We start from the raw sequence: 13,400 nt of genomic DNA on the forward strand, positions 1-13,400 counted from the left end.
TCTTCACGCTCCTTCCGTTATGGACAGCACTAATCTCTCAGCTTTGCTTTCCTGTCATTCAGCCACTGCATCGCCATCATTGGCGTCATATTGAACAGATCCAGGCTGCGCAGCTCCTCTGCCAGCTGCTCCGCCTTGGCCGATGCCTTGCGCGCCTTCGGCGCTTCCGCTGCCGCCGCCGAATCCTCGAACATGGACAGCTGCACAACAGCAGTGGTCTTAGCAGGCGCGGACTCCGCAACGATCACCGGTTCCGAAGGCGCAGCGGGACTGTAGGATGCTGCAGCCTGGTCGGCAGCTTCATGAAGCATATCAGCTTCTAATGACGCCCGCTTGCCATTGTCGCTGCTCTCCGTCTCGTCCAGAAGCTCGTATGCTCTGCCGATGATGGAATTGGGCAGTCCCGCCAGCTGAGCGCAATAGATGCCGTAGCTCGTGCTTGCCGCACCCGGTATCAGCTTGCGCAGGAAAGTCACGTCATCCCCGCTTTCCTCCACAGCCATACGGACGTTCGAGAGCGACTTAAGCGAATCCTCCAAATGCGCGAGCTCATGGAAATGCGTAGAGACAAGCGCCTTACAGCCAATATGGTGATGAACATATTCGATGACTGCCTGGGCGATCGCCATGCCTTCGCCAGTAGATGTGCCTCTGCCCAGCTCATCAATAATGACCAGACTTGCGGACGTCGCTTTCTCCGTCATCGTCTGAATATCCTTCATCTCGACCATAAAGGTGCTCTGGCCGCCGATCAGATCATCCGCCGCGCCGATGCGCGTGAAGATGCGGTCGACAAGAGGGAGCACAGCCGACTTCGCTGGCACGAAGCAGCCGATCTGCGCCATTACGCTAATCAGTGCCGCTTGGCGCATATAGGTGCTTTTGCCCGCCATGTTCGGACCCGTGATGAGCAGGATGCGCTGTTCCTCTGCGCTCAGGCGCGTGTCATTGGCGATGAACGGCTCACCGTCCATCACCGCCTCGACGACGGGATGGCGTCCCTCTGCTACCCCAATATCGAAGCCTTCCGTCATGCTCGGCCGAATATAGCGGCGTTCGGCGCTGACCGTTGCGAATGATTGGTAGACATCCAGCTCCGCAATCATGGAGGCGGCGCGCTGCAGACGATGCAGATGCAAGGCGATATGGTCGCGCAGCTCCAGGAATCTCGCATATTCCAGATCGACCATCTTGTCTTCCGCTTCAAGTATGAGTCGTTCCTTCTCCTTCAGCTCCGGTGTGACGAACCGCTCGGCATTGGCGAGCGTCTGTTTCCGCTCGTAGCGGCCTTCCGGCAGCATCGACAGATTGGTTTTGGACACTTCCAGGAAGTAGCCAAATACTTTGTTGTAGCCGATCTTCAGCGACTTGATGCCTGTCGCCTCTCGTTCCGAACGCTCCAGCTCGGCCAGCCACTTCTTCCCGTTCGTGCTCGCTTCGCGAAGCTGATCCAGATACTCGTCGTAGCCTGCGCGAATCAGCCCGCCTTCCCGAATGGATACAGGAGGCTCCTCGACAATGACCGTCTCGATCATATCCGCCAGATCAGAGCAATCGTCGGCATCCCGCACCAATTCCTGCAGCACAGCGGAACCCGATGCCTCGCATAGTGCGGTCAGAGACGGGATACGGCGCAGCGAGCTTCTCAGCGCATTCAGATCGCGCCCGTTCGCATTGCCGTACGCGACGCGCCCCACAAGCCGTTCCAGATCGTAGATCGGCGAGAGCTCGGCGCGAATATCCTCGCGCAATATGAGATCGCGGTACAGCGTCTCCACCGCGTCGAGCCGGCGATCGATTGCGCTCTGGCTTAGCAGCGGCTTGTCAATCCAGCGGCGCAGCAGCCTTGCGCCCATCGAGGTGCCTGTCCGGTCCAGCAGCCAGAGCAGCGAGCCTTTCTTGCTGCGGTCGCGCACCGTCTCGGTCAGCTCCAGATTGCGTCTTGTATAGTGGTCCAGAATCATATATTGATTCGGTTCATAGGATTTGATCGCCGTTACATGGCCAAGCGAGCGCTTCTGCGTCTCTTCCAGATAACCGGTTAGAACGCTAACCGCCTTCAGCCTGGCTTCCTGCAAGCCTGCAAGCTGCTCCTCGCCGAATTGAGCCGCCACGCGCTCGCGGGACACCGCGCCGCGCTCCGTCAGCGGAATCTGGCGGCCCCATGACGCGTCGCCCGACAATAGCCGGATAAGCGCTTCATCGCCTACGACTTCCGACGGCACATAGACATTCAGCTCGTCAATCATCGAAGCCGGAGATTCCGGAAAAGAAGTAACATAGAACTCTCCCGTCGAGAGATCGCATGCCGCGACGCCTAGCATGCCGCCAGCGGCCGCGACTGAGGCGATAAAGTTGTTCGACTTGCCTTCCAGCGACTTGGCCTCCATAACCGTGCCGGGCGTTACGATGCGGACGATCTCGCGCCGGACGACGCCTTTGGCCGCGGACGGATCCTCCACCTGCTCGCAGATCGCAACCTTGTAGCCCTTCTCGATCAGGCGGTTAATATAATTTTCAGCGGAATGATAGGGAACCCCGCACATCGGAATTTTGGAGCTGCCGCCGCCCTCTCTACCTGTGAGTGTAATCTCTAGCTCGCGCGAGGCGTTAATGGCGTCGTCAAAAAACATTTCATAGAAATCGCCCAATCGGAAAAACAGGAAAGCGTCCTTCGCTTCCTCCTTCACGGACAAATATTGCTGAATCATCGGAGTATAACCGGCCATCTCTTCGTTCCTCCCGATATGTACTTGATCATCACTGGCGTGTATGCATGAAGAACCGCCGCTTCTTGAAGCGGCTTGTCCTGTTAAGCGGTCTGATCAGATAGGGTTGTCCGAACGCAGCAGAATCCCGCCTCTGCACTTGCAAGCGCAGTTGCTGAATCTTCTGTCCGGTATCAAACCATCTCTTCATTATACCAATCGGAAGGAGTCTAGGCTATAACCCGGAGAAAGGAGATAGGAGGTATAAACGTTCTGAAAACAGAACGAGCCCTCATACGACGGGAACCGGTATGCGCCACTTCGCCCGGATATCTTTGCTTTCGTCCCAGGTCTTCCCTTGCCGCGCAGATTCGAACAGAGGCTCGATATAGCGGGCCAGCGCGGGGTAGCTTTCCGTCGCGGCCACGGCATCCGCGACCTCATCCAGGCAGCCGGCCAGCTCTGTGCGGTCGCCGGTATAATATGCCTCCGCGAAGCGCTCCTCCTGAGCGGGAATGCGCGGCATCCGCAGCGCTTCCCGTGCGCACAGAAGTGCAAGCGCAAACGCCGCCTTCGCCGCTGCCGGGGATACGAGCCAGCTCGGCAGTGTGCGGTACTCGAACCCGCCATGCGGCTGCGGGCGGAAGTCCCCGAGCGCGCCGTAGCGGGGACGGCGGCCCCGCCCGGCGGGGTCCTCCACCAGCGCGAACGGATAAGCCGCGCAGCTGTCCAGCAGGCGGAGCAAGCGGCCGGTAAGCGGCGCTCCGCTAATATGGATATGCCCGCCGAGCGCCAGCCCCGGCAAGGGCATCGCCCCGGCGACCCAGCGCAGCTCCGGGTCGCCGATCTTCACGGCGGCGCGCGCCAGCAGCCGCCGCACATTCGCGGCGAGCGCGGCGGGCGTCTCCGCCGGCTCGGGCCGCAGCTCGGCGACGGGATAGAGCAGCCGCCGCCCGATGTACATCGCGTCGGCGCCGGCTGCGCCCCTTGCGCCTTCGCCGAAAAACCGCGACGCCGGAGCCAGCTTGCCCGCCGGCGTCAGCAGCGCAAATTCGGGGTCGGCGCCGATAAGCAGCCGCCTCCCCTGCATCCCTGTTGCAGCGGCGGCATACCTCGCCGCGAACTGCCGCGCCAGCTCCGCGCCTTGCAGCGTATCCGCCGCAAGCGGCCATGCCGCCACGATCGCGGCGCGCCCCTCGTCGCTCAGGGATACCTCGGCATCGCCGATCTCCAGCCCGAGCGCATACAGCGCCCGGACCGCGACTCTCGCCACGCGGCGCAGCGGCGGAGCCTCCGGCCATCCCTCGGCGGCCAGCGACAGGGAGCGGCCATTCACAAGCCGGTTAATGGCATAGGGCTCCAGATTGACCACCGTCACGCGGTATAGTCTCGCCTCGGCTTCTCCCGCTTCCGAACAGCTCAGTCCTGCCCGTTTCCATAACCGGCATCGCTGCTCTGTGCTCATGCGGGCGGCATGCGCCGCGCCTGCGTTCACGACCCATACACCGTCGAACGCATCGGGCGAAATGGGCACTCGCAGCGACGATGCAATGACCGCATCCCCCGCACACAAGCCGGCACTGGCTGCAACAGCCCCATTGCCCGCGGTCTGCTCCTCCGGCGGTTCTGCAAGCTGTACGCCGGCAAGGTCGCCGTCCTCCCCTCTCCATAGCCATGTCGCTGCCATCGCCATCCGCCTCTTTCCCCTCAAGCTAGTATGAAGCCGTCTTGTATGCCCGCTTCATCGCTGTCTCCTGCCAGGTTTCACGCCAAAAAAAGGGCTGCGGTCAAAAAAAAGGAGGGCTTTCGCCCTCGAATCTGCCGCACATCCGGCATATACTGCGTTATCCGCTCCCAGCGCGGAAGAGTTCATTCCCTTACAGCTCGTCGTCCAGCAGGTCGGCGTCCAGGTCCTCGTAATCACCATCGTCATCGCCGAGGCTGAAATCCAAATCCTTGTCATCCAGGTCGTCGCAACCGCCTGGAATAACCGCTACGCATACCTTCGTCTCGGCGATCATCTCAACCGCGAATTCACGCTCTACACGAACGATAACGTTTTGCCCGCTCGATGAGATATTCGCTTCGATACAGTTAGGCTCCTGGAGCACTTCCGCAGACACTTCCTCCGTGGCAACCCTATGTTTAGGATCTACATACGAGAGCGGTACATTTTCGACGAATTGTACGGATTCTTTGGCTACATCTGTTTGCGAATTTTTGTTGTACGAATACCAAATGTTGATATCGTAAGTACCGATCACCTCAATACCGTCGCCCGAACGAACCGCTTCATACTGATGGTTGATGATCCATGCGCCCAAAATACTGGTCGGATGGTGAGGCGGTGTAACGGTATGGGTTACAGTGGAAAACTTACGACCTTTGCCGCAGACAGCTTTAGTAATAATTTCTCTGCACTGTAGCTGTTTATCTGCAATAGTCATTGATTTAACCTCCTCCATACAATCATTCAATTAAAGTGTATGCAGGTCATAGGCGTTTGTTGATTAAACGAGTCTAATCAACGAAATTTATTTTACATGCCTCCTGCGGCAAAGCGCCATTCCCCGCAGGAAACGAATGCAAGGCCGTCGGTAACATTTCTTCTGTACATCTATATTCAGCCGCCGGTCGAAATATGAGATAAGAAGCTTAATTTGAGCCGCTCTTCCTCTTTTCCCCTTCCGCCGGAACGGGCTTTTTCTTCATGCGCTTCGCTACAGCCAGGTAGCGGTCGACCTCATGCAGCAGCGTTAGCAGCGCCGCGCGAATCTCGAATTCCTCGCGTGTCTTCGGCAGCTCCATCTCCCGGAATGAACGCATCAGGTTGAATACCATTCCCTCCGCCTTGCCTTGATAGACTTCCGATTTGACATCCCCGGCAAGCCGTTCCAGCAGCTCGGCGATCAGCTCGCCTTGCGGCCATTTCTCGTAGACGAGCGCAAGCTCCGCAATCATCTGCTGGATCGAGTAGAGCTGCTGTCTGCGCATCTCGAAGTAGCCCGGCCAGTAGGTCGAAGGCTCCTGGTACCATAGCCGGTTCTCCGAATTGCGGACGGAACGCTTCGCCCCGTCTTCTATAATACGGTGAGCATCAAGCAGCTCCGAGCCGTTCCATAGATGAATCGGATCACGCAGCGTCGCAGCCATCTCGCGGAAGATTGTGCTGAGCGCATGCTCCAGCTGCGAGCGCACCGCCAGCAGCTCCTTCTCGTCTTTGGGCATATAGATGAAGTTAATGGCCGTCGCCCAGCCGAGTCCGACGAACAGCAGCAGAATCTCGTTGCCCAGGAAGGAAGCGGTAACTTGTCCATGCGTGAACAAGTGAAAGACGATAACCGCGCTCGTAATAATGCCGTCCTTAAGCTGGAATCTGGACAGGATCGGGAACGAAACGAGAATGTAGATGGCTACCGCCCAATAATGGAAGCCAAATACCGTAAAGATAAGCGAAGCGAAAAAAAGACCCAGCACCGAGGCGACGAACCGGGCAGTGGCGCTCTTCAGCCCCTTTTTCCGCGTCACCTCAACGCCGAGTATAGCCAGCATGCCAGCAGACAAGGCTGGCTCCAATCCCAAATAATAAGCGGTATAGATCGCGGCGATTGCCGCCAGCGCTGTTTTGATTACCCTAATGCCCATGATGATGCCCTCTAATCCGGTAGAATAATTTCCTTCCATCATCCTACCGTTCCCGCCAGCCCTCCGTCAACCGCTTCTCCAGCGCTGCGACCAACTGGTACATCATGGTAGCGACAATGCCAATCACAACAAGGCTGGAGAGGACAAGCGTAAAGTTGAATACTTGAAACCCATATATAATCTGATAGCCAAGACCCACTCTCGCCACCAGAAATTCCCCTACAATAACGCCGACCCAAGCGAGTCCTACGTTGACCTTCAACGTCGCGATAATTACAGGAAACGAGCCGGGCAGAATGACCAGACGGAACAGCTGGAGCCTCGATGCCCCGAACAAGCGAACGACTTTAATGTAGCCGGTGTCGATTTCCCGGAACCGATTATAGATATTGATGGTCGTAATAATGACCGTTACCGACAGGGTGATGGCGACGATAGACATGAAGCCCGGTCCCAAACCTACTATAAATATGGGGCCCAATGCGACCTTCGGCATGCTGTTCAATACGACCAAATAAGGATCAAGCACACGGGAGAGAAACGGAAACCACCATAGAAGAGCCGCAATGACGGTGCCTAGAATGGTGCCCAGCGCGAAGCCCACTATCGTCTCTGTCACTGTCGCCCCTACATGAGGCCACAGCGTCCCGTCCGTTGCTGTCCGGAGAATCTGATCGAAGAGCTTGCTGGGATAGCTGAACAGAAGGGGATCGATCCACTTATTCCTTCCTGCCGCTTCCCACAAGCCAATAAACAGCACAAGCAGCGTAAGCTGGGTCGTGCCCACTGCCCAGGACAATGATCGTGATTTGCGTTTATGCTTATCGTACAGGCCATTCATTAGTGTAACCCGGTCTTCCTGAATACCGGACAATCCCAGCTGGTCATCTGCCTTGTATTCCCTGTCGCTTCCATCCTTAGCCGGATGGCTGTCATTCATCGCTTTCACCTCCAGCTCCATCAACCGCATCCAGCTCTGACCACAGCTCTTCGAAAAGCGTCTGAAAACCCGCCAGCTTGCGTGCCGTCATCGGATCAGCCAATCTGATCTCCTCAGGAACCTCAATCTCCTTGCGGATACGTCCCGGATTGCGGCCAAGCACAATGATCCGGTCGCTCATCGCCGCAGCCTCCGCCAGATCATGCGTGACCAGGACGGCGGTTTTGCCGAGCTTTTTGAGTGTCTGTACGACCAAGTCCTCCAGTTGGAGCTTGATATGAAGGTCGAGCGCCGAGAACGGCTCATCCAGCAGCAGCACATCCGGCTCCGTCACGAGTGTCCGCGCAAGCGCCACCCTCTGGCGCATGCCGCCCGACAGCTCATGCGGGTAGCGGTGACCGGAATCACCCAGCCCCAGCTCCGTGAGCCATCCCTCCACAGCTTCCATTGTCTTGCGGGATTTGGTGCCGTTAATCTCAAGCCCGATAGCAGCGTTGTCCCTGATGGAGCGCCAAGGGAACAAGTAATCCTGCTGCAACATATATCCGACCTTAGACGAAGGCCCGCTCACCCGCTCTCCCCCGAGCAATACTTCCCCTGTTGTCGGCGGGAACAGTCCTGCCAGCAAGCTGAGCAGCGTCGTCTTGCCGCATCCGCTAGGTCCGACGAGACTGACGAACTCTCCTTGCGCTACGGAGAGGTCTATTCCTTCGACGGCCAGCGATGCCCCTTTGTCATTCACATACACATGAGAGAGCCGCTGCAGCGCCAGCGCCGGAGTATCCTTCATTCCATCGCCCCCTCGCATCCGATTATTCTACTTCACCGAAGCGATAGCTTCCTTGGCGAATTCGGTATTCACCAGGACGCTATGCTCCGGCCGCTGGTCCAGCTCTCCTGCGGATGTGATGACATCAATCAGATTGTTCCATTCCGCCTCATCTACAATCGGATCTGTTGCGAATGAGCCTTGCTGCTTGTAGCGGTCAATCGAGCTTACCAAGATATCGCGGTCCACGTTCTCGAAGTAAGGCAGCACAACATCGGCAATCTCTTCCGCGCTATGATCAGCAACCCAATTTTGCGCTTTGTAGACGGCATTGGTGAACGCTTGAACATCTTTGCCGTTTTTCTCGATAAAGCTTCCTTTCGTCATGAACACGGTATAGGGCAGAAGTCCGCTCTCCGTACCGAAGGAAGCGACGACATGCCCTCTGCCTTCCTTCTCGAAGATCGATGCCGTAGGCTCGAACAATTGCACATAATCGCCAGTGCCGGACGAGAAGGCAGCCGGGATATTGGCGAAGTCCACATTCTGGATCAGTTCCAGATCATGATGCGGATCGATGCCGTTTTTCTTCATGGCGAATTCCCCGGCCATCTGCGGCATGCCGCCAACTCTCTGGCCCAGGAAGACGCTGCCCTTCAGCGAGTTCCAATCGAAATGGTCGATTTGCTCTCTTGCGACAAGGAAAGTGCCATCCGTCTGCGTCAGCTGAGCGAAGTTGATGACCGGATCGTCTGCGCCCTGCTGATAGACATAGATGGATGTCTCCGAACCGACAAGCGCCACGTCGATCACATTCGAGAGCAGCGCTGTCATCGTCTTGTCGCCGCCCGGCGTCGTGGTGAGTTCAATCTTCAGTCCCTCCTCCTCAAAGAAGCCTTTTTCAATCGCTACGTATTGCGGCGCGTAGAACAGCGATCGCGTCACCTCTCCGATCCGGATGAGCTTCTTGTCCGAATCTCCCCCTCCGCAGCCTGCAAGGGCCGCAGCAGCCGCTAGCATAAATGCAAGCAGCAGCGTGCCATATGCACGTTTGCTCATAACCATACCTCCCGCCAATAGGCAAAAATAGATGTACCACAGCCTATGCGGGAGCCATCAGCGCTGTGATAGCAAGGTTGACACGAACGCAAAAAAGCCGGTCCGCGCTCGTCTCAGGACGACCGCAAACCGGCTTTCTTCAATTATATGCAATTTCTTACAACTTGTAGATGTCCGTATACTTCTTCGTCAGATAATCGACCAGGTATTGCGGATCAAGCGGCTTGCCCGTAACGGCTTGCACTAGCTCGGACGGCGTACGGAGCTTGCCGTACTTATAGATGCGCTCCGCCAGCCAATCCTTGATCGGATGCAGCTCCCCTTTGCCGACCAGCGACCACATACCTTCAAGCTCCCGTTCCATCGTATCCGCGAATTGTGCGGCATACATATTGCCGAGTGAATAAGATGGGAAGTAGCCGAATGCGCCGCCCGACCAGTGTACATCCTGGAGAACGCCTTCCGCGTTGTTCGGAGGTGTAATGCCAAGATACTCCTTGTACTTGTCGTTCCAGAGCGCAGGCAGATCTGAAGCCTTCGCGCCGCCGTTGAAGATCAGCTTCTCCATCTCGTAGCGGATAATAATATGAAGGTTGTAGGTCAGCTCGTCAGCTTCGATACGGATGAGCGACGGCTGGACGATATTGTTGCCGCGGTAAAATTGATCCACGGATACGTCCAGCTGTCCCGGGAACCGATTCTGCAATTCGCCGAAGTAACGATCCCAGAACGGACGGCTGCGTCCGATCACATTCTCCCAGAAGCGCGACTGTGATTCATGGATGCCCATCGACGTGCCTGTGCACAGCGTCGTATTCGTCAGCTCCGGCATAATGTTCTGCTCATACAGCGCATGTCCGCCTTCATGGATCGTGCCGAACAATGCGCTTGTCACATCATTCTCCAGATAGCGGGTCGTGATGCGGACGTCGCCAGGGTTCAGCCCTGTCGCGAACGGATGCGCACTTTCGTCGAGGCGCCCCGCTTCGAAGTTGTAGCCCATCTGCTTCAAAATGAACAAGCTGAATTCCTTCTGTGCAGACTTGTTGAAGGTCTGGCGCAAGAAAGACGTATCAGGTTGATGCGGAGAAGCTGCGATGGCAGCAGACAGCGGCACCAGCTGATCCCGCAAGCCGCCGAAGATGCTGTCCAGCTGGGCTACCGTCATGCCCGGCTCGTATTGATCCAGCAAGACGTCGTACCGGGTGTCCTTCACTCCCCACAGATCGATGAACTGGTTCGTATACGAGATGACTTTGTCCAGGTAAGGCTGGAAGCCGGCATAGTCGTTGTTCTCCTTCGCTTCCTCCCACTTATTCTCCGACTGCGAAGCCAGTACGACATATTCCTGGTAGAGCTTCGGCGGTATTTTCACACTGCGGTCATATTCCTTGCGCGTCTCCGTTACAAGACGGCGGTCGATCTCAGACAGCCCTTCATAGGCGCTTTTCTCTTCCAGTGCCAACAGCAGCTCGCCAAGCTCCGGCGAAGTCGACACCTTGAACATATCGGCCGACAGGATGCCAATCGACTCCGAGCGTGTGTCCATTCCCTTGCGCGGCGCCCCGGTGCGCAAATCCCAATAGAGAACGCCAAGCGCTTCCTCATAGCTTTTAATTTTATGTACGGTATCTCTGAATTGGCTCAGTACGGTTCCATTTGCTTCCGTCATTTTTCCATTCCGCCTCTCTCGCCGGCTACCGAATCACCCGGCATGCTTGATCTTGGAGTATTCACTCCTTATAATCATCTTAAACCTGCACGACCGGCATTCGCAACATGAGAAGGAGAGATTTTCAATGCATATTACATTTACAGAATCAGCCGCAAGCCGACTGGCCCCGCTATTAGCGGACGGTACGGCCAAGCTTAAGCTGCTGCATGATACCGAAGGCTGCGGCTGCGTCATGAGCGGCGTGCCTGCGCTTCAGCTGGTGCGTGAGGCTACAGTTGACGACAAGGAAGCGGCCGGCGACCCGTTCCCCTTCCTCTACGAGCCCAGGCATGAAGTGTTCTATGAACCGAAGTTAAAAGTTGACTTTAATCCGGCAACCCACAGCTTCTCGCTGCGCAGCGACAATCAGACCTATACGACTCAGCTGCGGCTCGTTCCATTGCAGTCAATCGAAAGCTAGGAGGATATCAAGTGGGCAAAATCGAAGACATCCTGAGCTACAACGAGCAATTCGTCTCGACCAAAGCATATGAGCAATACGCAACCAGCAAATTTCCCGACAAAAGAATGGTCATCTTGACCTGCATGGACACGCGGCTTACCGAGCTGCTGCCCAAATCGATGAATCTTAAAAATGGCGACGCCAAAGTGATTAAAACCGCCGGGGGCATCATCACCCAGCCATTCGGCAGCGTCATGCGCAGCGTACTCGTTGCCGTATATGAGCTTCAAGCCGATGAAGTGTTCGTCGTGGGCCATCACAATTGCGGTATGACAGGTCTGAATTCGCAAGAGATTATCCAGCATATGACCGAGCGCGGCGTGCCGGAATCCACCATCGAGACATTGAAGCATTCCGGGGTCAATCTGCTCCGCTGGCTAAGAGGCTTCGACAACGTGAGGGACAGCGTCGTGAACAGCGTCAGCATCATTCGCAATCATCCGCTTCTTCCCGCCAACATTCTGGTTCACGGCTTGATTATCGATCCCGATACAGGCGAGCTGGAGCTGATCGACAAAGGCGAATAAGCGCCTTACATTACTATACATAAAGAAGAGGGAGCAGCCGGCGGCCGCTCCCTCTTCTAATCATGCAGCGATTACGATTAAGACTGTCTATCAGCCCGTTTCTTCCATAAGGCTTCCTCTCTGGCGGCAAGAACCTCCGTACGATCCCGGCGAAGATGGCGGTGGATGATCTCTTCGTCCTTCATGGGACTAGCCGTTCCCCAAATGAGTCCCCGGATATCACAAGCTTGCCTGCACAGCTGAATCAGCTCTTCATCCCACAGCTTGAACGCGATGTCCTCGAACGAAGTACCGGACTCTACAGCCTCCCGGCGTACTTGCAGCTGAGCACGGAGCGACCGGGTATCCACACCAAGCTGCATCAGCTGCTCATCCGAAAGCTTTCGTTCTGCGCTTTCGTACATTTTGGCGGCTCCTCGCCTGTTCCCGCGCCGTTCATGATATTGTCCGACCGCAATCTGAATCAGCCCGACCCAGGTATCGCCCATGCCGTCATTCGGATGCTCCTTCCAATACTCCTCCAGCAGCTCATGGCATTCGAAATAGTCGCGCGTTGCATGAAATTCAACCAGATACGCAATATAAGCATCAGGGTATTTGCCCATAGGAGCGTCCCTCCTGTCCGTTTCCGAAAAAAATCAAAAAATATTTTATAAAAATGAAACCTTCGTTCATCTTAGCCGTATTTCAGGATGATAGCAATATATGCACATCACCAAGCAGGAGGAGAAAGATCATAATGAAAAAAGGAATTCTCGTAATGCTGGCTCTCACACTGTTCTTGAGCTTCGGTTTCGGACAAGTAGCAGACGCCAAACGCGGCGGCGGCTTCAAATCGCCAAAACAAAGCTTCACCCAAACGCCTAAGAAGACGGACAACGTCAACCAGTCCAATCCGGGCACAAAAGCGGGGGCAACTCCCGGCGCTACTGGCGGCGCTGCGAAGTCCGGCGGATTGTTCGGCGGCAGCGGCTTGATGAAAGGTCTTATGATCGGCGGTCTTGCTGGTATGCTGTTCGGCGGATTGTTCGGCGGCATGGGCGCTTTCGGCGAGATTTTGGGACTACTGATTAACGTGATGGCCATCTTCGCGGTTATTATGCTCATTCGCGTTGCCTGGGTGTACCTGCGCAACAACAAGAATAAGAACAATAATAACAACGGTACGCCTGATCAACGGAGACCTTACTAATCGTGAGAATCTACACCGATGAGATTATAAATGCAGTATGCCTGAACTACGCCGAGCGCAGAGGCGTACAGCCTAGCGAGATCGAAGTGCAGCTCTCCTGGGATGAAGAGTACGGCTACACCGCAGAGCTTTGGGTTTCCGGCCGCAGTCAATACCTGATTGAATCCAACTTGCTGGAGTCGATCGAGCAATACATGCATTCGCATTACAATCGCAGAGTTTTCCGCTCCGATATCAAGCTGGATATTGACGAGGATGCAGGCGAATTTTTTGCGGATATTGCAGATCAATAGCACCAGGGCAATGATCAAGAAGCAGCGCTTTCGAGCGCTGCTTTTTTTGTTCCCTGCAAGCAAGCCAGTTTTTTAACGCTTTATTTGCTG

General features: G+C 55.9%; 14 protein-coding genes. 4 read left to right on the forward strand and 10 right to left on the reverse strand.

All coding sequences use genetic code 11. The annotated features are described in order from the left end of the window. Positions 1 to 29 precede the first annotated feature (29 nt). From mutS to AC0YNW_RS13740, 9 genes are all read right to left on the reverse strand, one after another. Positions 30 to 2,729, reverse strand: coding sequence for a DNA mismatch repair protein MutS (gene mutS / locus AC0YNW_RS13700; RefSeq protein WP_475832470.1), 2,700 nt, complete (start codon positions 2,727 to 2,729; stop codon positions 30 to 32). Positions 2,730 to 2,760: 31 nt separating this feature from the next. Further along, positions 2,761 to 2,919: a hypothetical protein gene (locus AC0YNW_RS13705; RefSeq protein ID WP_475832471.1), complete on the reverse strand. Its 159-nt coding sequence runs from the start codon at positions 2,917 to 2,919 to the stop codon at positions 2,761 to 2,763. A gap of 81 nt (positions 2,920 to 3,000) precedes the next feature. Continuing rightward, positions 3,001 to 4,395 carry a putative amidoligase domain-containing protein gene (locus AC0YNW_RS13710; RefSeq protein WP_475832472.1) on the reverse strand — a complete coding sequence of 465 codons (1,395 nt, stop codon included), beginning with the start codon at positions 4,393 to 4,395 and terminating at the stop codon, positions 3,001 to 3,003. Between the two features lie 190 nt (positions 4,396 to 4,585). Further along, positions 4,586 to 5,155, reverse strand: coding sequence for an outer spore coat protein CotE (locus tag AC0YNW_RS13715; protein ID WP_387473463.1), 570 nt, complete (start codon positions 5,153 to 5,155; stop codon positions 4,586 to 4,588). 208 nt (positions 5,156 to 5,363) lie between these two features. Further along, positions 5,364 to 6,395, reverse strand: coding sequence for an aromatic acid exporter family protein (locus AC0YNW_RS13720; protein ID WP_475832473.1), 1,032 nt, complete (start codon positions 6,393 to 6,395; stop codon positions 5,364 to 5,366). 1 nt (position 6,396) lies between these two features. Next, positions 6,397 to 7,194, reverse strand: a complete 798-nt coding sequence (locus tag AC0YNW_RS13725; protein ID WP_475832698.1) for an ABC transporter permease — start codon at positions 7,192 to 7,194, stop codon at positions 6,397 to 6,399. Between the two features lie 91 nt (positions 7,195 to 7,285). Beyond that, entirely contained in the window at positions 7,286 to 8,083 is a 798-nt protein-coding gene (locus tag AC0YNW_RS13730; RefSeq protein WP_475832474.1) for an ABC transporter ATP-binding protein, read from the reverse strand. A gap of 27 nt (positions 8,084 to 8,110) precedes the next feature. Further along, complete coding sequence (locus AC0YNW_RS13735) at positions 8,111 to 9,121, reverse strand: ABC transporter substrate-binding protein (protein ID WP_475832475.1); 1,011 nt, start codon at positions 9,119 to 9,121, stop codon at positions 8,111 to 8,113. Positions 9,122 to 9,278: 157 nt separating this feature from the next. Beyond that, positions 9,279 to 10,793 carry a carboxypeptidase M32 gene (locus AC0YNW_RS13740; protein WP_475832476.1) on the reverse strand — a complete coding sequence of 505 codons (1,515 nt, stop codon included), beginning with the start codon at positions 10,791 to 10,793 and terminating at the stop codon, positions 9,279 to 9,281. Positions 10,794 to 10,920: 127 nt separating this feature from the next. Between AC0YNW_RS13740 and AC0YNW_RS13745 the strand changes: the two genes are divergently transcribed. Next, the gene (locus AC0YNW_RS13745) at positions 10,921 to 11,256 is read left to right on the forward strand and encodes an iron-sulfur cluster biosynthesis family protein (RefSeq protein WP_475832477.1); all 336 of its coding nucleotides are present in this window, start codon (positions 10,921 to 10,923) and stop codon (positions 11,254 to 11,256) included. An 11-nt stretch (positions 11,257 to 11,267) separates the two neighbouring features. Then, on the forward strand, positions 11,268 to 11,825 hold the full coding sequence (locus AC0YNW_RS13750) for a beta-class carbonic anhydrase (RefSeq protein ID WP_387473477.1): 558 nt from the start codon (positions 11,268 to 11,270) through the stop codon (positions 11,823 to 11,825). A gap of 77 nt (positions 11,826 to 11,902) precedes the next feature. Here AC0YNW_RS13750 and AC0YNW_RS13755 read toward each other — a convergent pair whose 3' ends face one another. Further along, positions 11,903 to 12,430 (reverse strand): DUF309 domain-containing protein, encoded by a 528-nt coding sequence (locus AC0YNW_RS13755; protein ID WP_475832478.1) that lies wholly within the window; start codon positions 12,428 to 12,430, stop codon positions 11,903 to 11,905. 134 nt (positions 12,431 to 12,564) lie between these two features. On the opposite strand from AC0YNW_RS13755, the gene AC0YNW_RS13760 reads away from it, so the two are divergent. Continuing rightward, entirely contained in the window at positions 12,565 to 13,017 is a 453-nt protein-coding gene (locus tag AC0YNW_RS13760; protein WP_387473481.1) for a hypothetical protein, read from the forward strand. Beyond that, a complete protein-coding gene (locus AC0YNW_RS13765) occupies positions 13,017 to 13,310 on the forward strand; it encodes a YxcD family protein (RefSeq protein ID WP_116044589.1) in 294 nt (97 codons plus the stop codon). The genes AC0YNW_RS13760 and AC0YNW_RS13765 overlap by 1 nt, the downstream gene beginning before the upstream one ends. Positions 13,311 to 13,400: the final 90 nt, after the last annotated feature.

Source organism: Paenibacillus sp. J31R120 (assembly GCF_056269225.1).